The sequence below is a fragment of the Enterococcus sp. DA9 genome, assembly GCF_008000875.1.
GTDB classification, from domain to species: domain Bacteria; phylum Bacillota; class Bacilli; order Lactobacillales; family Enterococcaceae; genus Enterococcus_B; species Enterococcus_B lactis.
In genome coordinates this window covers 2,606,065-2,628,928 of the sequence record NZ_CP042839.1, presented here as the reverse complement: position 1 = coordinate 2,628,928, position 22,864 = coordinate 2,606,065, and the positions used below count along the sequence as shown (strand labels likewise).

Annotated in this window: 15 protein-coding genes and 3 pseudogenes; all 18 read left to right on the top strand. The window is 35.2% G+C overall.

What is annotated here, in order from left to right; translation table 11 throughout:
• The first annotated feature begins 10 nt into the window (after positions 1 to 10).
• The 18 genes and pseudogenes from rfbB (at position 11) to FTX43_RS13555 (ending at position 22,853) form a co-directional block, all read left to right on the top strand.
• Complete coding sequence (gene rfbB, locus FTX43_RS13640; protein WP_147607125.1) at positions 11 to 1,039, top strand: dTDP-glucose 4,6-dehydratase; 1,029 nt, start codon at positions 11 to 13, stop codon at positions 1,037 to 1,039.
• A 97-nt stretch (positions 1,040 to 1,136) separates the two neighbouring features.
• A complete protein-coding gene (rfbD, locus tag FTX43_RS13635; RefSeq protein ID WP_002314207.1) occupies positions 1,137 to 1,988 on the top strand; it encodes a dTDP-4-dehydrorhamnose reductase in 852 nt (283 codons plus the stop codon).
• Between the two features lie 34 nt (positions 1,989 to 2,022).
• Positions 2,023 to 4,055 (top strand): annotated as a pseudogene (locus FTX43_RS13630) (hypothetical protein).
• 43 nt (positions 4,056 to 4,098) lie between these two features.
• Positions 4,099 to 5,379 carry an EpaQ family protein gene (locus FTX43_RS13625; protein WP_002292878.1) on the top strand — a complete coding sequence of 427 codons (1,281 nt, stop codon included), beginning with the start codon at positions 4,099 to 4,101 and terminating at the stop codon, positions 5,377 to 5,379.
• 208 nt (positions 5,380 to 5,587) lie between these two features.
• Positions 5,588 to 6,394, top strand: coding sequence for an ABC transporter permease (locus FTX43_RS13620; RefSeq protein WP_002289081.1), 807 nt, complete (start codon positions 5,588 to 5,590; stop codon positions 6,392 to 6,394).
• Positions 6,395 to 6,405: 11 nt separating this feature from the next.
• Entirely contained in the window at positions 6,406 to 7,626 is a 1,221-nt protein-coding gene (locus FTX43_RS13615) for an ABC transporter ATP-binding protein (RefSeq protein ID WP_002289079.1), read from the top strand.
• Entirely contained in the window at positions 7,616 to 9,202 is a 1,587-nt protein-coding gene (locus tag FTX43_RS13610) for a bifunctional 2-polyprenyl-6-hydroxyphenol methylase/3-demethylubiquinol 3-O-methyltransferase UbiG (RefSeq protein WP_002289078.1), read from the top strand. Before FTX43_RS13615 ends, FTX43_RS13610 begins: the two co-directional genes overlap by 11 nt.
• A 38-nt stretch (positions 9,203 to 9,240) precedes the next feature.
• The gene (locus tag FTX43_RS13605) at positions 9,241 to 11,379 is read left to right on the top strand and encodes a glycosyltransferase family 2 protein (RefSeq protein ID WP_147607124.1); all 2,139 of its coding nucleotides are present in this window, start codon (positions 9,241 to 9,243) and stop codon (positions 11,377 to 11,379) included.
• A 292-nt stretch (positions 11,380 to 11,671) separates the two neighbouring features.
• Positions 11,672 to 13,062, top strand: a pseudogene (locus tag FTX43_RS13600) (sugar transferase).
• Between the two features lie 19 nt (positions 13,063 to 13,081).
• On the top strand, positions 13,082 to 14,122 hold the full coding sequence (locus tag FTX43_RS13595; RefSeq protein ID WP_002334678.1) for a glycosyltransferase family A protein: 1,041 nt from the start codon (positions 13,082 to 13,084) through the stop codon (positions 14,120 to 14,122).
• A 179-nt stretch (positions 14,123 to 14,301) separates the two neighbouring features.
• A complete protein-coding gene (locus FTX43_RS13590; protein WP_025476956.1) occupies positions 14,302 to 15,174 on the top strand; it encodes a phosphorylcholine transferase LicD in 873 nt (290 codons plus the stop codon).
• Positions 15,171 to 15,872, top strand: coding sequence for a 2-C-methyl-D-erythritol 4-phosphate cytidylyltransferase (locus FTX43_RS13585; protein WP_002310302.1), 702 nt, complete (start codon positions 15,171 to 15,173; stop codon positions 15,870 to 15,872). Before FTX43_RS13590 ends, FTX43_RS13585 begins: the two co-directional genes overlap by 4 nt.
• A gap of 7 nt (positions 15,873 to 15,879) precedes the next feature.
• Positions 15,880 to 16,947, top strand: a complete 1,068-nt coding sequence (locus tag FTX43_RS13580) for an NAD-dependent epimerase/dehydratase family protein (RefSeq protein ID WP_147607123.1) — start codon at positions 15,880 to 15,882, stop codon at positions 16,945 to 16,947.
• Positions 16,940 to 17,904, top strand: a pseudogene (locus FTX43_RS13575) (glycosyltransferase family 2 protein). Before FTX43_RS13580 ends, FTX43_RS13575 begins: the two are co-directional and overlap by 8 nt.
• Before the next feature lie 37 nt (positions 17,905 to 17,941).
• The gene (locus FTX43_RS13570) at positions 17,942 to 19,474 is read left to right on the top strand and encodes a lipopolysaccharide biosynthesis protein (protein ID WP_002334674.1); all 1,533 of its coding nucleotides are present in this window, start codon (positions 17,942 to 17,944) and stop codon (positions 19,472 to 19,474) included.
• A gap of 181 nt (positions 19,475 to 19,655) precedes the next feature.
• On the top strand, positions 19,656 to 20,603 hold the full coding sequence (locus FTX43_RS13565; protein WP_261801540.1) for a glycosyltransferase: 948 nt from the start codon (positions 19,656 to 19,658) through the stop codon (positions 20,601 to 20,603).
• Positions 20,603 to 22,018: an O-antigen ligase gene (locus tag FTX43_RS13560; protein ID WP_002334672.1), complete on the top strand. Its 1,416-nt coding sequence runs from the start codon at positions 20,603 to 20,605 to the stop codon at positions 22,016 to 22,018. The genes FTX43_RS13565 and FTX43_RS13560 overlap by 1 nt, the downstream gene beginning before the upstream one ends.
• Complete coding sequence (locus FTX43_RS13555) at positions 22,011 to 22,853, top strand: phosphorylcholine transferase LicD (protein ID WP_226072194.1); 843 nt, start codon at positions 22,011 to 22,013, stop codon at positions 22,851 to 22,853. The genes FTX43_RS13560 and FTX43_RS13555 overlap by 8 nt, the downstream gene beginning before the upstream one ends.
• Positions 22,854 to 22,864: the final 11 nt, after the last annotated feature.

Here is a 22,864-nt window from a genome sequence, read left to right as displayed (position 1 = left end):
AAATTTTCTTATGAAAAACATCATTGTTACCGGAGGTGCCGGATTCATCGGCTCTAATTTCGTTCATTACGTGGTAAACAATCATCCAGAAGTGCATGTCACTGTTTTGGATAAACTGACTTATGCAGGAAACAAAGAGAACTTGGCTGGACTTCCTAGCGATCGCGTAGAATTAGTCGTAGGAGATGTTGCAGATGCAGAATTAGTGGACCGTCTAGTAAAAGAAGCGGATGCAGTTGTTCATTACGCGGCAGAATCCCATAACGATAATTCATTAAAAGATCCTTTCCCATTTGTACAAACGAATATCATTGGTACGTATACACTTTTAGAAGCTTGCCGCAAGTATGATGTACGCTACCATCACGTATCTACTGACGAGGTTTACGGAGATCTTCCATTACGTGAAGACCTACCGGGACATGGAGAAGGCGAAGGAGAAAAATTCACTGCCGAAACACCATATAATCCTTCAAGCCCATATTCTTCTACAAAAGCTGGTTCAGATCTGTTAGTAAAAGCGTGGGTACGTTCTTTTGGCTTACGTGCAACTATTTCAAATTGTTCAAACAACTATGGTCCTTACCAGCATATTGAAAAATTTATACCTCGCCAAGTAACGAACATTTTAAGCGGTATTCGTCCAAAACTATACGGTGAAGGGAAAAATGTTCGTGACTGGATCCATACAAATGATCATTCTTCAGCAGTGTGGTTGATCTTGACAAAAGGCAGAATTGGCGAAACCTATCTGATCGGTGCGGACGGCGAAGAAGATAATAAGACCGTGATGGAATTGATCTTAGAAATGATGGGTCAACCAAAAGACGCATACGACCATGTAAACGACCGTGCAGGGCACGATTTGCGTTATGCAATCGATTCGACAAAATTGCGAGAAGAGCTAGGTTGGCAGCCTGAGTTTACGAACTTCCGTGAAGGGTTGGCTGACACGATCAAATGGTACGAAGAACATGAAGACTGGTGGAAAAAAGAAAAAGAGGCCGTTGAAGCAGCATATGCCAAAAATGGACAATAATACAGAGGAAATTTCACTGTATTAATGGAAAAACACATGTGAGGCAGGCGCTCGCCTGTCTCTTTTTTAAAATAAAAATCAAGGAGCGGATAACCATATGTTTTTATTAACTGGAGGAAATGGACAATTAGGTACAGAATTGCGTCATTTATTAGATGAAAAAAATCTGCCATATGTTTCAACAGATGCAAAAGACTTGGATATCACAGATGCCGAGAAAACAATGGCTTATATTACAGAATTAAAACCGGATGTTATTTTCCATTGCGCAGCTTACACAGCAGTAGATAAAGCAGAAGATGAAGCAAAAGAATTAGATGAGAAAATCAATGTCGATGGCACAAGAAATGTAGCACTTGCAGCAAAAGCTGTGAATGCTCAATTCGTCTATATCAGTACAGACTATGTCTTCGATGGAAAAAACAAAAATGTAGAGTACGAAGTAGATGACCAAACGAATCCACTAAATGAATATGGTCGTACGAAATTATTAGGTGAAAAAGCAGTAGAAGAGATTTTAGAAGACTATTATATCATACGAACTTCTTGGGTTTTCGGGATTTATGGACACAATTTCGTCTTCACGATGCAACGCCTAGCGGAAACCCGCGACAAACTGACTGTAGTAAATGACCAGTTCGGGCGGCCAACTTGGACACGTACTTTGGCAGAATTTATGGTATATGTCATCGAAGAAAAAGCACCATTCGGTATTTATCATTTGTCGAACGAAAATAGCTGTTCTTGGTATGAATTTGCCAAAGAAATATTGAAAGATACAGATGTGGAAGTAGCGCCTGTTACATCGGAAGAATTTCCACAAAAAGCAACGCGTCCGCAGTATTCAGTCATGAGCCTGAAAAAGACAGAAGCGTTAGGATTTGTCATACCAACTTGGCAAGAAGCACTTGCGCAAATGCTGGAAGCTGCCAAAAAAATGAATAAGTAATTTCCTTTTTATCAAATAGAATTTGGAGCATGATATGGAAAAACAAACAAGAAGTGCACGACGAAAAGAAAAACCAAAAGCGAATCAGGCAGATTCGAATTTGGTGCTTGACCTGTTTCTAAAACTCCGATACCTTATTGGCGTTTTAGTCATCGTGGTCATTGTTACTTTTAATTTAAACGGAAGTTCACTTGGTGTTTGGGATAAATATGTGTCGCAAAGAGACGATGGGAAAAAAACTGATGTGATTTTTGGACAGAATCGGGAAGTACGGTCAGATGAATGGCTGGTGCAGACACCTTTTTACCTCTCACAAGCTGAAGAGGACTTTCCGTTGGTGAACGAAGATTATTCACTGAACGGACAAAACATGATCATTGCGTATAATTCTCCTGTAAAGGATATTACGGTTATCGGAAAACCATTCAACTGGGGATTCTTTTTCCTCGGAAGAGATCGAGGCCTTTCCTTTTATTGGGCGATGAAATTAGTCGTCATGGTCTTGCTTGGATTCGAAGTACTGATGATATTAACGAAGAGAAAAAAGCTCTATCGCTGATCGGTGCATTTGCGCTGACATTTTCTCCCGCAGTCCAGTGGTGGTTCATGCAGCATGTGGGCGATTTGATTTTCTTTACTTTGGGATTGATGACTGCTTTTTATCATTATTTCTACAATCATGATAAAAAATGGCTACGAACGTTGATGATGCTTTTGGTAGTTATTTTCGGTATTGGGTTTATTTTAGTGATTTACCCAGCCCATCAAGTGATGCTAGCGTACTTGCTGATTTTTTATTTTGTTGGCCTGCTTATTTACTACAGCAAGAAAATTTCTTGGGATCTGTTGGATGTAGTGTTGATTGGAGGGGCAGTTTTATTTATTGGCGGAGTCATGGTTCATTTCTGGTTGACGTCAAAAGACGCATTGTTAGCTTCTTTGGATACCTTATATCCAGGAAAACGAGTCAGCACCGGTGGAAAGTGGACGATTGGCGAATTTTTTTCTTTCCTGACAAACTGGAAAATCCCTTTTGAAGACATCAACTATTCGAATAACTCTGAAGTGGCTTTGTTCTATCACTTCTTTCCGACTGTATTCCTAGCCAGTCCATTTGTGTTATTTGGCAAAAAAGATAGTGAACAAAAGTTATTGGGACGTATTTTGATGATTTTTTGTCTGTTTTCTATCTTTTGGATTACCGTTGGATTGCCAAAATGGCTAGCAGAAATTACTCTGCTGTCTTATGTTCCTCCTTTAAGAGCCATCCTTACTTTTAGTTTTGCGGCTTGCCTATTATCAATTTGGTTCATCGCTTATATTTGGAGAGAAGATGTTATTCCTATTTGGTATAAATTCATTTTACTGGCAGTAAACGCATGGTCTTATTTCTATGCAATTACTCATTCGAAGATGGATAATTATTTTTCAGATTTCGAAACCATCGCAGTTGCTGTGTTGGGAACAGTGATTCTAGCTTTTGCATTATTTGGCTGGAGACGCTCGTTTTATCTTGCTTTTACCGCCGTGATCATCGCATCTGGTTTCTTTGTCAATCCAGTCGTAGAAGGTACTGGAGCGATTTTTGAAAAAACACTGGCAAAAGAAATCCGAAAAATCGATCAACAAGATCCTGGCAAAGTCTGGTTGACTGAAGATGAACTGTATAATTTCACCCCAACTTTGGGTGTGAAATCTTTCAATACAGTCCGCTTTTATCCAGATATGGCTGCATGGAAGAAAATCGATCCAAAAGAAGAACATGAGAAGTATTATAATCGGTATGCTCACACAAGAGCTTTTATCGCTAAGGAAGATACAAAGTTCATTTTAGATCGTCCAGATATGTTCTCGGTCACGTTGAATTTTGAAGACGCAGAAAAATTAGGGATCAACTATGTAATCAGTAAGCGACCGTTAACTGATTACAATCAGTTATATGAAGCTCAATTCACACAACTATATGGACCGGACAAAGACGGTTATATGATTTTTAAAGTAGAATATCCGGATTATCCAGATGTACCACAAACACAAACTCAGGAAAATCAGCTAGTCTTACAGTAATGGGCTAGCTGAGAATAACCCTGAAGTATTATTAGAAAGGAGAGTGGAGATAATTCAAGCAATCGTACAAAAATTTGTCAACAAAATGAGTGCTGGTTTCTTGCTTTTGTTGCTGACGCTGGTCTTTTCTGTTTGGACAGCAGGATTAAGCTTCCCAACCACTTTGTTTATATATAACAACAGTTCGCTACTTATCACTTTTAGTGTGGCTATTTTGCTCATTTTAAATGTTTATAAAGCAAAAGGCGTCGATTTTCTTTATCTAGGTGTTGCGCTTGCACTTTTCATTTTCTTTTCTTACTTTCGGGAATTAAGAAATGAGTCTTTATTTGGAGATTTACTGTTTCCTTTGATTATTTTATTTTGTTTAGTAATTAAATGGATTGAGTGGACAAAATGGGATCGCGGTATTTATCTGCTTGTCTTTACGGTCTTCCTCGGAATCACATTATATCGTGTATTTACAGAGATCCAAGTACCAGAAGGACAAAGCATCTGGACTCCAGGCAATTCGCTTTCTGATATTTGGATCAATACGAATACAATCGGAAGTTCTTTGATGACTCTTGCTTTATTGATCAGCGGATTTGCCAGTTCTTTTGAACGGTGGTATGTTCGTATCATCGGTGCGATAGCAGTCGTTGCAGCCTTTTTAGGCATTTGGGTCTGTCAATCAAGAGGCGCATTAGTTGCATTGATTGTTTTTGCGATATTGGATCTTTTCCCTAAATCATTGATGCGTGTCATTCGTGCGCCGTTTATTGCCTATACGGCTACGATTCTTTTAGCTTTACCGATTTCTTATCTAGCCGCTGTTTCCGAAAAAGTCAATTTGTTTACCGGTCGAGAAGATATTTGGCATAAATTCTATCAGACGCTAGGAGAAAAATCTGAGCAAGTTTTACTTGGGATGAAAACATTCATCTTCCAACGAGGAAACCAATTTTTAGGAAACCACAATAGTTATAATTCTATTTTGAATATCTATGGGTTAATAGGGTTTGGAATTGCTGCTTTGCTGCTTATCCTTTTTATTGGTCGCTTAACGTTGAAAGCAGATTTATCCAACGGGCAGATGACTTTTATCTGGGCCTTTTTTGCGGTGATGATGCAGTCATTTATGGAGGATACATTGACTTCATACCCGTGGGTTCCGATTATTTATATCCTGTTGGCTATGGCCGTTCATCGCTATGACGAAACGAAAGTTATGGAAGAATACTATGACATAGAAGAGCCATATGACGACATGAATGCTGGAGATCCAAGTTATGAGGAACAACCAGATAGCGCTCATTCTTCCAGGATCCAACGCTATCATTGATAGGCGCAAAATACGAGAGAGGCTGTGACAACCGTCGCAGCCTTTTTTGGTTTATTGCAATTGTCTAGCATCTTCTGTAAAATAGAAACGTTAGAGAAAATCTTGTATCATAGAAAATTAAGAAATAAATAAGAACGCAGCTCGGTACCAAAAATATGGTAAAATGGCACTTGACTGTAATTCACTGAAATCGCTTGGAGGAACACAAATGTTTAAAGATTTGTATTTATTTATGAAGGACATTTATCAGAACAGAAAATTACTGCTACAGTTTTCGATCAATGACTTCAAATCAAGATATGCAGGATCGTTTTTAGGAATCTTATGGGCGTTTATCAATCCGTTATTTACTGTATTGATTTATTGGCTGGTATTTGGCGTTGGATTGAAAGCACAAATGATCGATGCAAAATACCCATTTATCGTATATTTAGTTACAGGGATGATTCCTTGGTTCTTCTTCTCTGATGCCTTTGCATCAACTACGGTTGTTTTTCGGGAATATACTTATTTAGTAAAGAAAGTCGTATTCAATATTCGTATCTTGCCCACGACGAAAATCCTATCTAATCTGTACACCCATTTATTCTTCATTCTGATTGGCATAGCTGTTGCGCTTATAAATGGTATATATCCTTCAGCCATGTCTTTACAGCTGATTTACTATCTATTTTGCATGTGTGCTTTCTTGACAGGATTGACTTGGCTGACAGCATCCATCCAACCATTTTTACCAGACATCATGCAATTGATTACGATCGTCCTGCAGTTGATTATGTGGACATTGCCGATATTATGGAGCCCGAACCAGTTTGACTCAGGTCTTGTAAGCATATTGAAATTAAATCCGCTGTACTATGTTGTTCAAGGCTATCGTGAGTCGTTTTTAAGTGAAGCTTGGTTCTGGGAGCATGGAACATACACTTTGTATTTCTGGGTGTTCACGTTAGTAATGTTCGTAATCGGCTCTGCAGTGTTCCGTAGATTGAAACCACATTTTTCAGATGTGCTGTAAGGAGAATAGCTATGACAGAATATGCAATTAGACTAAAAGATATCACAAAATCTTATAATATGTACGCAAAACCGTCGGATCGATTTCGTGAAGCTCTTAATCCTTTTAAGAAATCCTATCATGATGTGTTTTATGCGTTGAAAAACGTGAATGTAGAAATAAAAAAAGGTGAGATGATCGGTTTCGTTGGAGAAAACGGATCCGGAAAATCTACGATGTTGAAAATCATTACAGGGGTACTGACACCAACATCCGGTACGATGGAAATCGAAGGGAAAATCTCTGCTTTGCTAGAACTAGGTTCAGGATTCAATCCTGAGTATTCTGGCTATGAAAATATCTATTTAAATGGAATGGTACTAGGCTTTTCAAGAGAAGAAGTCGATGAAATGGTCGATGATATCATTGAATTTGCTGACATCGGAGACCATATTTATCAACCTGTAAAAACTTATTCAAGCGGGATGTTCGTTCGTCTAGCTTTTGCTGTAGCAATCAATGTGAATCCCGATATTTTGATTGTGGATGAAGCATTGGCAGTAGGCGATCTTGAATTTCAACTAAAATGTATGGAAAAATTTACAGAAATCAAGAACTCGGGAAAGACGATTTTATTCGTTTCTCATGATATCAGTTCGATTCGTCGTTTTTGTGATCGTTCCTATTGGTTGAAAAACGGAGAAGTCGTCGAATATGGCGATACGATGGAAGTAACGACGAATTATGAAAACTTTTTAAAGAAAAAATCAGTTAAAACAGTGGATCGGAATAAAAACCAAGTAGAACGGTTCGCCGCTCCAGATATCGTCGACGTGACGAAAGCGGAATTGTTGGATAAAGACAAAAATCCGGTGGATATGCTGGAACAAGGAGAAAAACTATACGTTAAAGTAACTTATGAAGTAAAAGATGATACAATCAAAAATCCGGTTTTAGGAATTGCGCTACGAACAGTCGACAATTTTTATGTATGCGGACTTAATACTCTACTAGATGGTATCAAGATTCCTTGGAAAAAAGGAGAGAATATCTTTTATCTGGAGTATGAAAAGTTAGGTTTGTTAGCTGGTGAATATTATTTTGACGTTGCGGTCTTTGAAGAAAATGCAACGGTTCCTTTGGTATATAAGACAAAGTACATGAACTTGTTTGTCAGCGGTTCTTATATCGGAGAAGGCATCGTGGTCTTAGACCATAAATGGGAAGAAGGGACTCATAGCAATGAAATATGATTTTGAAATGGACCTAGATGAACAAAGCAGTGTGGGAAAAATTGCCGCACAGATCAAACCAGGAAGTAAAGTTTTAGAGTTTGGTCCCGGAAACGGCCGATTAACGAAACATTTAATCGGAGCAAAACAATGTGAAGTGAGCATTGTTGAGTTAGATAAGGAATTGTTCGATTTTGTCAGCGAATTTGCTCAAGATGGATTTTATGGTGATATAGAAAGTTTTGAGTGGGCAAACTATTATGCTGGACAGACATTTGATTACGTCTTGTTTGCGGATGTTTTAGAACATTTGGTAGATCCTGGAAAAACATTGAAGAAAGTCAGAGAATTTTTGAATGAAGAAGGAGAGATCCTGATTACATTCCCTAACTTGGCGCATAATTCTGTCATGATCGATTTGTTCAATAACCAATTGCCGTGGGCTTCTTATGGTCTCCTAGATGAAACCCATAATTCTTTTTATACTCATGATGGCTTCCAAAAAGTTTTTGAAAAAGCGGGATTATTCATTAATATTGAAGATTATTTGTACTTAGCTGTAGGTGATACAGAATTAAAATCAACTTATGAAGAATTGCCGGAAGCTGTACGCTATGATTTCAAAATGCGACCATTTGGTGAAGTCTACCAATACTTTTTCTCATTGATGAAACATCCAGTAGCACAAAGTTCCATTGCAGAGCCACAAAATTCTAATTATGTAAAAGTGTTAGAAGTAACCCAGCAAACGAAACAAGATGAAACAATCCAACAAATACCATTCAATAATTTCACAGGGGAAAATGAGACACTAAGTTTCCCCGTATCAGAAACAACAGAAAGAATGGTGTTTCGCTTCGCGCAACAACCTAGCTTTATAGAATTCAGCGCAGAAGCTGCCGGAGAAAAACTAACATTTATCGATTCGAATGCTGTAGTCAAAACAGTAAATGATTGTTATTTGTTTGATGGGAAAGAATTACCAGAGTTCGTTCTAACGGATATTTCTGGGAAAGAAGTGACTATCCATTGTCACTATCGCTTTATCGGGGAATTGACACCAACAATGAAAGAATTGTTGGAAACGATTCGTCCCATGGCTGAAGTCACAAAGCAGCTTTCTGAGAAAAATGACGAATTAGAAAGAGAAAATCATCATCTTCTTGAGGAAAATACAAGACTAGACCATACGTTAAAAACAACCACAAATCGCTATTGCACATTGTTGGAAAGTGATGAATGGACAATAAAACATAGACTAGGACGACGTAAGAAAGAAACTTCGAAAAAAATCCAAGAAAAAGAACTTTCTATATGTATTGACGAGAAAATCTGGGATGCAGAAACAAAAATATTAAAAATCATCGGATGGGGAATCGCTAATTCGGATCGCCAGCCCTTGTCCTATAAGTTATCAGCTGACCAATCGCCATTTTTCGAAGCAATTCCTGTTTCACGAGAAGAAGTCAATCAAGCAGAACAGCTCGCAAAAGGAACAGAAGCGGGATTTGAGTTACGAATCCTTTGCGAGCAAGAACGTTCATTCTTAGTGGAAGCAGTAGCTCAAAATGGCCAATCATGGATCATTGAAATGTAAATAATGATTAACTTATAAAGATAAGGAGTAAACGAATCGTGCAAAAAAAAGAAATTGCCGTATTTATCGATCAAATCACTCGTGAACGGGCCACTGGCGATTTGCTTATTGTGGGCTGGGCAATTGATGAAGTGACCAAAGAAATCCCTACGATAAAGGTAGAAAAAGAAAATGTGATTGCTGAAGCAACACATGTCGTAAGATTGGATATCAATCATTTATATAATCTTGATGTTAAGACCCAAAGCGGTTTTAAGGTACGTTTATCAGGGAAAATGAGAGGAAAAGCCATCTTAGACTTCCAAACAGCGAGACATCAAAATGGCATAGCTGTGAAATTAAACGGTAAATACCCTTATGATGACGGCATTGAATCTTCATGGGAAAGAAAAAAAAGATTACTGAAAAAAGGGATAAATTATGCAAGGACTCATGGCGTAAAAAAAGCGATCCGTCGGGTCAAATTGGAATTGAAGCCAGGATCGATCGACTATGTAGAGTGGATCAGTCGTCATGAGAAACCAGATTTGAAAGAGCAAAGGAAAGAAGCACAAGGATTTGCGTATCGTCCATTGATTTCCATACTTATGCCTGTCTATAACGTTGAAATCAAATGGCTCGAAAAATGCATTGATTCGGTACTGGATCAAACGTATGATCATTGGGAACTATGTATCAGTGATGATGCTTCTACTGATCCAGCTATCCGAAAGTGTCTGGAATCCTATCAAGCAAAAGATGATAGAATCAAAGTCGTTTTCCGAAAAGAAAATGGACACATCAGTCTGGCAACTAATTCTGCATTGGAAATAGCAGAAGGAGAATTTATAGCACTCTTAGATAATGATGATGAATTACCGCCATTTGCATTATATGAAGTGGCAAAAGTGCTAAACGTACATCCAGAACTGGATGTGATCTACAGTGACGAAGATAAAATCGATGCAGATGGCAATCGCTTTGATCCGCATTTCAAAGCAGACTGGTCGCCTGATACATTGATGGGAAATAATTATATCTCTCACTTAGGCGTATATCGAACAAGCATTGTTAAAGAACTTGGCGGTTTCCGTAAAGGCTATGAAGGTTCTCAAGATTATGATTTGGTCCTTCGTGTGACAGAACAAATCCCTGCAGATCATATTTACCACATTGACCGAGTCTTGTATCATTGGCGGACGATCCCAGGATCAACTGCAAGTAATGGCGAAGCCAAAAGTTATATCTATGATTCCGGAGTGAAAGCATTGACAGATGCCCTGTCTAGAAGAAACATCAAAGGAAGCGTACGTCCTGGCAGAATTTCTGGATTTTATGAGATTGCTTATGACGTCTTGCAAGAGGATTTGGTCAGTGTGATCATTCCAACGAAGAATGGCTATGAAGATCTAAAAACTTGTGTGGATTCGATCATTGAAAAAACGTCTTATTCAAATTATGAAATCATTATTGCGGATAATGGAAGTACAGATCCAAAAATGCAAGAATTATTTGCAGAATACAAGCATCAGCTGAAAGACCGCTTTATCGTAGAATTGATTGACATTCCATTCAATTATTCTCGAATTAACAATTTAGCAGCAGAAAAAGCAAACGGCAAATACTTTTTATTCTTGAATAACGATACAGAAGTGATTGAGCCAGATTGGATGACGGTGATGGTTTCTTATGCACAGTTTGATCGAATCGGCTGTGTAGGAGCAAAACTGTTTTATCCAGATGATACAACGCAGCATGCAGGAGTATTATTAGGAATCGGTGGTGTTGCAGGGCATGCATTGAATAACTATGATCGAACACATTGTGGTTATTTCGGCCGATTGGTCATTGACGTCAATTACTTAGCAGTCACTGCAGCTTGTATGATGGTCAAGGCAGCTGACTTCAATGCTGTTAACGGGTTTGATGAAACATTAGAAGTAGCATTCAACGATGTTGACTTGTGCTTGAAAGTTTATGAACTGGGTCGTTACAATGTCTATGCACATCAAGCAGAATTGTACCATTTCGAATCTAAATCAAGAGGTTATGAAGATACTCCAGAAAAACAAAGACGTTTTGCTGGGGAAATCAAAAAAATGCAAGATAAGTGGCCTTCTTATATTGCTCATGACCCATTTTATAACGATAATCTAACTAAAGAAGGAATCGGCAATTTTTCGTTGAGACCTGATTGATCAAAGAACTGTATTTTCATTTTTATTGATGAAAATACAGTTCTTTTAATTTAATTATATGAATATTGTAACTTGTGACCGAAGAGATGATAGGAAAAACACCCATTCAGTAGGAAGCATGTGATACGGTTTTTGTCCAACTCTCTGTTAGGCAGAAATACACATATAAGCCTACAATAGTTGCCTTTTCTAGTTTCTTTTAATTTCTTTTACAATTTGGTTATTCACTAGGTTTTTAAACTTTGCTATGGTAAGATGATAGAGGCATTATTTTATGGTTAGGAGTGTATATATGAATAAAAATGGGGAGTGGAATGCGGCACGCAGGATATTCATTATCATCATGGATGTACTTGTATTGAATGTGTCGATCTATCTTAGCTTTTTGCTCAAGTTCCAAGGAGAAGTCCCAGCAAGAAACTTAGAGACCTTTCAGCATTCAGCAATTTTTATTTCCATTATCTTTATTGCGTTGAATATTTTGTTAGGAGCTTATGTATTCTATAACCGAATGATCAGTGATATCGTCTTCATTACTGTTATTGGACAGGTGCTGATAGCATTGGGAATCATGGTGGTTACTTTTGCTGGACGTTGGTTTGCATTTCCGCGTGGCGTCATCGTGCTCTCGTTTATACTTGGCACGATATTACTTAGCGTTTATCGGATAGTCGTTTACAAACTATACTTAAGAGTCAGTCGTGATAAGAAAGTACTTATCGTAGGTTTAGAGAAAGATGTCGCACCAGCAATCCAAAACTTTCAATCTAAGAAAAACAACAAACATAAGGTTGAAGCAGTAGTTATCGACAATTATTATGAAAACACAAAAAAATTGATTGATGACATTGATATTGTCTACTTGGCTTCAAAAATCCCAGAAGATGAAAAAATCAATATTTATCAATTAGTAACTAAAAAGAGAAGAAGCTATTTTTAAATACAACTTTTGAAAATTTAACGATGATCAATCCGAACATCATGAATTTCGAAGATGAAAGTATCATTGAAGCTTCCGGTTTCAAAATTCAGCCGGAATATGAATTATTCAAACGTCTCTTTGATATCATCGTTTCGCTTATTTTACTGATCCTCGCTTCACCTTTTATGATAATCACAGCGATTTTGGTAAAAACAACTTCACCTGGACCAATTATTTATAAACAAGTACGTATTACGAAAAATCAAAAGGAATTTTCAATCTATAAATTTCGTTCCATGAGCGCAACAGCTGAAGCGAAATCAGGACCAGTCTTGGCAAAGAGCAATGATGCCCGTGTGACACCAGTAGGCAAATTTATCCGTGCCGTACGTTTTGACGAATTACCTCAAATCTTTAATGTATTGAAAGGCGATATGTCGATTGTCGGACCACGTCCAGAAAGACCATTTTTCGTTGATCAGTTCAATGAAGAAAATCCTTATTATTATTTAAGACACAATGTACGTGCAGGGATTACCGGATATGCACAAGTATACGGAAAATATGTATCAGATTATAATAGTAAACTACGTTTTGATTTGTTGTATATCAAAAAGTATTCCTTACTATTAGATTTAAAGATTTTACTTCAAACAATCAAAATCTTATTTGATAAGATGTCCTCACAAGGACTAGATGAAGATGAAAATATCAGTTCATTAGCAGAAATCGACTTTTCACAAGAGAAAATTTATCGCTAAGCTGGAGGAAAGAAATGAAATGAGCCATCCGATATTTAGTATAATTGTTCCAGTTTATAATGCCGAAGACACGATCGTTCATACTATAGAAGTTTTAAAAAATCTGGCATTTGAAGAATATGAAGTGATTTTGGTCAATGATGGGTCAACTGACAAAACAGAGCAGCTGATTCAGTCAGCTATCCAAGGAGATAGTCATTTTCAACTTTTTACAACCGAAAATCAAGGACCTGGACTTGCTCGAAATGAAGGCATCAAGCAATCTACAGGGAAATATGTATTATTTTTCGATGCAGACGATGAGCCAGTCAAAGAAATTTTGGCAGATTATCAGCAGTTGTTTGAACAGTATCCTGAAGCAGATTTGCTTATCAGTTCTTTTACATTCCGCACGCTAAGCGGGGAAGAAATCATTTCGGAAAAGGACTATCTTGTTCCAGAATACCAATATACAAATCATGAACAGTTCGTGGATGATATGTATCAACTGATGAATCAGCAGTTGATGTATGTGGTTTGGAACAAATGTTACAAGAGGGAAATCTTGATGGAAAAACAGATTTTATTCAAAAATTACAGCAGTTGTGAAGACCGTATCTTCAATTTGAACTATTATGAACATTGTCAGCAAGTAATATTGAATCCAAGAATCGAGTATATCTATCATTTTGAAGGTGGAAAAGGGATAACCAACCAATATAAACCGAATAAATTTGAAACCTTTAAAGAATTTTATGAATTAGCAAATGTCGTGACAAGTGATAAAGACAAACCAGGTATGGCTTCTCTTCTTTTAAAAGGAACAACCTCTGTCATTTTTTCTATTTATGAGAATCCTGAGCGGACTGCTAAAGAAAAAAGAGAAGAAGCTATGCATATCTTGAATGATCCAGCCATCCAAGAAGCTAAAAAGGTTGCATTGACTGATTCCAGCGCGAAAAAAGTAACAAAATGGCTGTATAATTTGCCGGCTCCTCTATTATTATCTGCGGTGAAAGCCGGCAGCTTTGTGGAAGTGAAAATGCCAAGCATCATGGCATTGTTGAAGAGAGTTTATTAAAAAAGTCGGAATAAGGGGTTGTGACTGTCTTTTGTCACAACCCTTTTAAAAACAAAAAATAGCTGTTTATCTATCCTTTTTCAGTCAGTAAAGAAAGAACCACTTGCATAAGATTGAAAACCGCCTCTATTTATGAGAAAATAGGGAAGATTAATAAAAGAATGGTTGAGGCAACTATAATGTACAGTACAGATCCTGAATTAAAAAAAATTCAAAAAGTAAATCTCGAAATGGCACAATACTTTGTAGATTTTTGTAAAAGTCACGATTTGTTGTGTTATTTTTGTGGTGGCGGCGCAATCGGAGCAATTCGACATAAAGGTTTTATCCCATGGGATGATGATTTAGATTTTTTCATGCCTAGAAGGGATTATGATCGCTTAGCTGAATTATGGGAAACCGGCCCACAAAAAGATAAATTTGTTTTATTAAGACCAACTCTGACGAATCACGATCGGAACTCCTTTACAACTATCCGTAACGTCCAAACGACCTTTATCAAAACGTATCAGGAAGATTTAGATATCCCTCATGGTATCCAATTAGATATTTTTCCGTTAGATACTGCACCTGAAAAGCAAGCAGAACGGAAAAAGCAAAAGATATGGGCAATGATCTATGCGCTTTATCGAAGTCAGCAAGTACCGCAAAACCATGGGAAAGCAATGGAATTAGCTGGAAAGTTATTGTTAAATAGCGTATCCGCAAAAACGAAGTATAAAATATGGAGATATGCTGAAAAGCAGATGACCAAATACAATGATAACCCGACGAATTTCGTTACAGAACTTTGTGTCGGTCCACGATATATGGGAAATGTTTATCCTGCAAAAGACTTTGAATCTGCTGTGTGGGTACCATTCGAAGATACAGAGATGCCAGTACCAATTGGCTATGATCATTATTTAAGTCAAGTTTTTGGCGACTATATGCAGCTTCCACCTGAAAAAGATCAGGTTTCTCACCATGAAGCAGTTTATATTGATCCAGAACATTCATTCAAAATGTACAAAGGAAAATATTATTTAACTAAAGGAGCAGAAAAAAAATGATTACAGCTATTATTATTGCCGGCGGTGTCGGTAAACGTATGGGACAAGATATCCCAAAACAGTTCATTACAATTGAAGGTAAACCTATTATTATCTATACTTTAGAATCATTTCAAAAACATCCACAGGTCGATCGGATTTTAGTCGTTTGCAAATCTGGTTGGGAAGAAACGATGTGGGCATATATCAAAGAATTCAACATTAGCAAAGTCCAATGGGTCATTACAGGGGGATCAAAAGGACAAGAGTCGATCAATAATGGTGTCCAGTTTTTGAAAGATTATTCTGAAGACGATGATACGATCATCATCCATGATGGTATCCGTCCACTAGTAGACGAACTAGTATTGTCAGATGTAATCGTTAAGTGTAAAGAATTTGGTAATGGCGTAACCTCTCTACCTTACAATGAACAAATTTTTATCAAGAAAACAGAAGAAACGACGGAACAGTATGTTGATCGTAACACATTGCGGCGTGTCTCAACTCCACAAGCTTATCAATACGGAAAACTACGGGCAGCATATGACCGAGCAGTGAAAGAAGACATTGGTATGACTGATTCTTCCTATACGAATACCATGATGGTAGATTTAGGAGAAACTTTATATTTTGCTGCTGGTTCTGATAAAAATATCAAATTGACAACAACAGATGATTTAGAATTGTTCAAAGCATACTTAAAAATGAAAGACTAGGAGAAAGATGATGACGTTGATTAAACAAGCAATGTACCAAGAAGATTTGGCAAATGTGATCAATCATACACCAAAAATAAAACAGCTACATGGCAAATCCCTGCTGATGATTGGCGCTTCGGGAATGATCGGCTCTTTTTTGATTGATACGTTGATGGCTGCTAATGAACAACTAGACATCAAAATCAAAGTATATGCTATGGGCAGAAACCGTCAGAAGCTTGAAAAAAGGTTTGCCAGTTATCTTTCCTTAGATACTTTCGAAATTGTTGAAGGTGACGTCACAGAACCCTTACCAAAAGAAATTCAAGCTGACTATTTGATACACGGTGCAAGTAACACACATCCTAAGGCTTACGCAACTGATCCAATCGGTACGATCATGACTAATCTTGCAGGTACAGAGCAAGTATTGAAACATGCAGTAGCAACCCAGCCTGAGAGAGTATTATTTTTATCAACAGTAGAAATCTATGGCGAAAATCGAGGCGATATAGAAAAATTCACAGAAGATTACTGCGGGTATATCGATTGTAATACACTGAGAGCAGGCTACCCTGAAGGAAAAAGAGTCAGTGAATCATTATGCCAAGCCTACATCGCAAAACACGACCTCGACATCGTGATTCCAAGGCTCTGCCGTACGTTTGGTCCGACAATGCTTTTATCTGATACGAAAGCATCCTCACAATTTATTTTAAATGCAATCGAACAAAAGGATATTGTTTTAAAAAGTGAAGGAAATCAATATTTTTCGTATGTTTATGTTGGAGATGCTGTTTCTGCTATTCTTCATTTACTGCTTGAAGGAGAAAAAGGAGAGGCGTACAATGTTTCTTCAGAAAACTTTGATTTACGACTAAAAGAATTAGCACAACAGCTAGCTGATATCAGCGGTAAACAAGTAATTTTTGAATTGCCGGATGAGATTGAACAAAAAGGTTTTTCAAAAGCTAGCACAGCGATACTTGATAACAAGAAAATCAAAGAAAATGGTTGGTATCCAATATTTGAATTGAAAGAATCATTGATACACACAGTAGAATTAGTTAAAGGTGAGAAGCAAAATGTGTGAGATTAGTATTATTGTTCCTGTTTATAAAGTAGAACCCTATTTAAGAAAATGTGTAGATTCAATCTTAGCGCAAACATTTACTGATTTCGAAGTGATATTAGTAGATGACGGTTCTCCTGACAACAGCGGTAAAATATGTGATGAATATGCATCAAAAGACAGTCGTGTCCGTGTCATCCATAAAAAAAACGGTGGATTAAGTAGTGCAAGGAATGCCGGGATTGATGTGGCACGAGGGAAATATTTAGGCTTTGTTGACAGTGATGATTATATCGAAAAAGATATGTATGAAGTTTTGTATGAGAATTTAAAAACCCATAATGCTGATATCAGTTCTGTTGAGTTGATTCCTTTTCATGACGATAAGTATAAGAAAGCTAACAAAGAAAAAAAGTAATTCTATTAAATAAAAAGGAAGCAATAAAATCTGTTTTAGAAGGAACACAATTTTATGCATACGCATGGAACAAACTTTATCGTAAAGAACTTTTTTATAACAAGCGGTTTTTAGAGGGTAAAACTTTTGAGGATGCGTATATAATTATAGATATATTGCTTGAATCTGAGAAAATCATTGTATCAAATGAAGAAAAATATTTTTATCTACAAAGAAACGATAGTATAATGGGTAAAAAATTTTCTAAGAAAACTTTTGATGTTATAAAAGCTTGGCAGTATAATCAGAAAAAAATATTGAGCTATTTTCCTGATTTAAAAGATTCATATCAACGTAGAGTATGCTGGGCATATTTTTACGTTTTGGATAAGTTGATTTTATCTAGTGACTATAAGCATATTCCAGAGACAAAAGAAATTATTGGATTTCTGAAAAAAAACAGAAGATTCATATTATCTTATCACGGCTTTACTAAACCAAGAAAAATAGCAATTGTCGCTTTAAGCTTTGGGAGCATATGGTACAAAAAACTGGTTGAGATTCAAATTAAAAAAACTTGATTAGCTGAGTTTGTAAAAATTAAAGCGGAGGAATTATATGAAAAAATCACGACTTTACTATTCACTAATGAACTCATCTATTTCTACTATAGTATTTTTTCTAAAATTAGTTATGCAATTTGTGGTAAGAACATTCTTTATAAGGTATCTAGGTGTAACTTACTTAGGATTGAATGGTCTCTTTTCAAATGTACTTAGTATTTTGTCTTTAGCTGAATTAGGAATAGGTACATCTATTGTATACTCTATGTATAAACCTATAGCAGTAGGAGATAGGGAAGAAATAAATGCATTGATGGATTTATACAAAAAAGCTTATCATTATATAGGAATTGGTGTTGCAGTTATAGGGGTCAGTGTTGTCCCCCTTTTCCCTTATATTTCGGGTAACTATTCAATTACTAATGAATTTATTTTGTACTATTTGTTGTACTTATCAAATTCAGTTTTAAGCTATTTTTTTACTTATAAGCGGTCATTATTGATTGCGCATCAACGAACGTATGTTGTAAATTTAAATGATTTCATTTTTTTATTGTTAAGTAATATTTTTCAAATATATTTACTTGTACATTATAAAAGTTTTTCATTATATTTAATTGTTCAATTAATTTTTACCCTATTAGGGAACCTAAGTATTTCTTTCAAAGTTGACAAGGACTATAGTGAATTAAAAAGATATCAAAAAAAACAGCTGTCTAAGAAGAAAATGAGTAATATTAAAAGAAATGTAATTGGAAATATGAGCTCTAAAGTTGGTGGGGTTATTGTTATGGGGACAGATAGTATCCTAATTTCTAGTTTTGTAGGTCTTTCAGCAGTCGGGTTTTACTCCAACTATACAATGATAATTAATAATGTACAAAATCTCTGCAAACAGGTAACTAACTCAATAACTGCTAGTATTGGTAATTATATTGTTAGTGCAAACACAAAGGATGCATTGGATTTATTTAAAAAACACTTGTTTGTAAATTATTCAATGTTATATTTTTCAACTTTAATCCTTGCTTCAGTGCTTAATCCCTTTATAATTTGGTGGATTGGCGATAAATATGTTTTGCCTTCTTTTACCGTTTCTTTAATTATTATTAACTTAGTGGTACAAATATTTAGAAATACAAGCTTTGTTTTTATAGACTCCTATGGTCTATATTGGATTCAAAGATGGAAATCCATTATTGAAGCCACAATTAACTTAACGTGCTCACTAATATTATTAATATTTTTTGATATGGGTATAAATGGAGTACTCTTAGGTACATTAATATCTTCACTAGGATATGTGTTATGGGTAGAAGTATTTTATATTTTTAAGTATGGTCTTAAGGTAAGTATGTTGGTGTACTTAAAGTTATTTACAAAATATTGCTTTTTGTTAGCTATGGCTACCCTAGTTACCATTTATTTACAATCCTTTATTGTTTATAATGGCTTAGTTAGCATAATATACAAGGCTATTATATCAATTTGTAGTGGGGGAGTTCTATACTTGATTTTTTACTCGCGCTCAAGTGAGTTTAAATATCTATTCAATATAGCTAAAAAAGTCGTTGGGAGGAAATTTTAATGAATATTTGCATAGTTAGCCCTTCGTTTGGTTACGGAGGAGCTAATATCATCGCTGCAACACTTGGAAAGGAACTAGATAAGACTCACAATTTAGTATATTATTCTTACAAGTATACAGATAATTATTCGAATCTTCCCGAAGAAAAAACATTTTTTTTAAAGGAACGCATAACAAAATATTGGACAAGTTAAAAAAAAGTACAGAATATATTTTTAGTGGTGGAGAATTTACTCCGTATAAATACTATAAAAGAGAAATTGAACAGCTTTACGAATTAATTGAAAGATTTAATGTAGAGTGTATCATTCTAAATTCTTTTACTGCAGTGTCAATATTTACAATTCCTTTGAGAAAAAAATATCCTAAGGTTAAACAAATAGCATGGATGCATGAATCTGCAGAACAGAGTTTTGGCTCTTTAGTAAAAAACTATTTAAGATCATATGAAAAATCTTTAGCAACAGTAGATAGAGTAGTTTGTTTGACGCAAACAGATCTAAAGACTTATAGACAATACAATAATAATTCAGTAATAATTCATAATCCTGTTACTTTTAACACCAGTGAAAAGTCTAATTTAAGGGAGAAAGTAATTTCTTTCACTTCTAGATTAGATATAGAGATTAAGGGACTTGATTATCTTGTTGAAGTAGCAAAAAATATACCAAATAATTGGAAAATAAGAGTTGCAGCAAATGGTAGAGAGGACCAAATAGAAGAGTTTTTAAGACTTATAAAAAAGAATAGTGTAGAAAATGTAATTGAATATGTCGGTGCTTTGAAAGGAGAAGAATTAATCGAACATTATGTAAATAGTTCTATTTTTATCTCGACTTCACGAATTGAGTCATTTCAGCTTGTCTTAATCGAAGCAATGGAATGTGGGTTACCCATAATCAGCTTTAAACATAGTGGAGCTAAAGAAATTTTAGATAATGGTAAATATGGTATTTTAATCGAAAACTACAAAATTAATGAAATGTCTGAAGAAGTAAATAAACTATGTAATAGTTATGAAGAGCGTTTAAAATGGCAAAATATTTCATTAAAAAGAGTTAATGATTTTAACATGGATGAAATAAAAGAATATTGGATACAACTTTTGGAAAATTTAGGAGTGAAATAATGAATAATCTTAAAAATAAACCTTATCTGGAAAAATCATATTTACTTATTTTAATTTTTGCGTTAATCATACGATCTATGAATATATACAGTTTGCTACCGTCCAAATTAGATAGCATATTATTTTCTTTTTTAGCTTTTGTCGGTTTTATTGTAGTTCTTTATGAATTATACAATTTTTTAATAGAAAAACATAAAGATTGGACCGATTGGTTAATCGTAATATTTTTGTTAGCATTTCTGATATCTACGATATTAAATAGAAATTATGGAATAACTAGTAATTTAAAACTACTAGTATGGAATAGTGTTTATACAATCGGAATATATCAATTTATCAAAAGACAAAAGAATAGTTTTTCTATAATAGATTATATAAATTACATTGTGATGATAGGAATGTTTCTACTATCATTTGTGTCTCTAGTAATGTATCTTATTCAATATAGTTATGTATTTGTCTATGGACCTGGACCAAGAGATCACATAAGAATCGGCTTTTTAGAATCTAGACTATTTGGAGTCTTTGGAGATCCAAATTACGGCGCAACTACTGCTTTGGTTACTATTATATTATGTTCATACTACTTGTTTATGTATTTCAATACAAAACATTTCTTTATCAAAACATTTTTAATAGTCAATATCGTAGTACAATACTTCACCTTATTGCTAACGGGGTCGAGAAGTGCTTTACTTTTAAGCTATTTAGCTTTCGGATTTATTGCATTTTCTATAATTTTTTATAAGCAAGGATTAAAAAAGTCCTCTACTTTAAAAAAGATTTTATATTCAAGTGTGTTGACTCTATTAGTACTATTTGGATATCTGATAGTTCAAAATGGGACAAAAGATGTGTTAGTTACTATACCTAATAAGATTTACTCAACATTATATAAAACAGAAGAAGCAAATGAAAAAACTATTGAAGATAAAAAAGAACCTATAAGTTTAGACCGTAAAGATGTTGTAGACAATTCTGATATATCAAATATGCGTTTCTCAATTTGGAAAAGTTCAGTTGAAATATTCAAAACTTCTCCTATTTATGGAACTTCTCCGAGAAATTTATTACCATATGCTCATGACAAATTACCTAATACATTTATTTCTCAGAAATCAATAGTAGTGCATAATGCTTTTTTTAATGTCTTGACAAGTGTTGGCTTACTTGGTTTTCTCCCCTTTATGGTGTTTTTGATAGTCAATGGAGTAAAAATCATATTTTGTTATTATTCCTATCAAAAGGAGTTAAGTTTACAATTCTTAAGTTTACTCACTATTGAAATTGTTTTAGTCATGTCCGGCATGTTTAATAATGAAATTATTTTGGTCAATACGGTTGGTTCTTTCCTATTTTGGAGTTATTTAGGTGCGCTAAATGGAAATTTAAAGGGGACATTAAGAAATGAGTAAAATGGAGCGAAAGATGAATCTGGCAGAAATTAAGTCGGCTGCTTTAGAAATGTTACTTTACGTTGATTCTATTTGTAAGAAAGAGAAACTACGTTATTCAATCTATTATGGAACTCTTTTAGGAGCTGTTCGCCATGGAGGTTTCATTCCGTGGGATGATGATGTAGACATAGTTATGCCTAGGAATGATTATATAAAATTATTGAAGATTCTTGAAAATGACGAAAAGTATATTTTAGCTAGTCCATATAATCGAACCAATTATCGTTATACTTTTTCAAAGCTATTTAATCCACAAACTAAATTAGTATCAACACAAGTGTTTAATTATGAAGAGAAGGATTTGGGCGTTTTTCTTGATATTTTTCCGTTTGATGGGTTACCAGATAATCCTGTAAAACAAAAAGAAATAGGAGAAGAGATGGATAAATTAAAACTGAATTTTATGAATAGTATAGGAAAATTATATGCACGTTCTTATTCATATCCAAGAAGTTTAGCTAAATTAATTATTAAGTATCCTCTCCATAGGAATTTAGTGAGAAAAGGAGGATACAAGTTTTGGAATGATTTATATGAGAAAAAAGCATTAGATTATCCTTTTGAAAAAAGTAATTTTTGTGGACATCTAGAGTATGTTAAGTTTTCAAAGGCTGTTTATCCTACTGAGTGGTTTGAATGGGACAACTTAATTCCTATTCAATACGAAGGTTATGAATTGCAATGTATTAAAAATTATGAGGATTTTTTAACACAATACTATGGAGATTATATGAAATTACCTCCAAAAAAAGAACAGATTTCAAATCATCATTATGTAGCATTCTGGAAATAAGAGGTGGAATT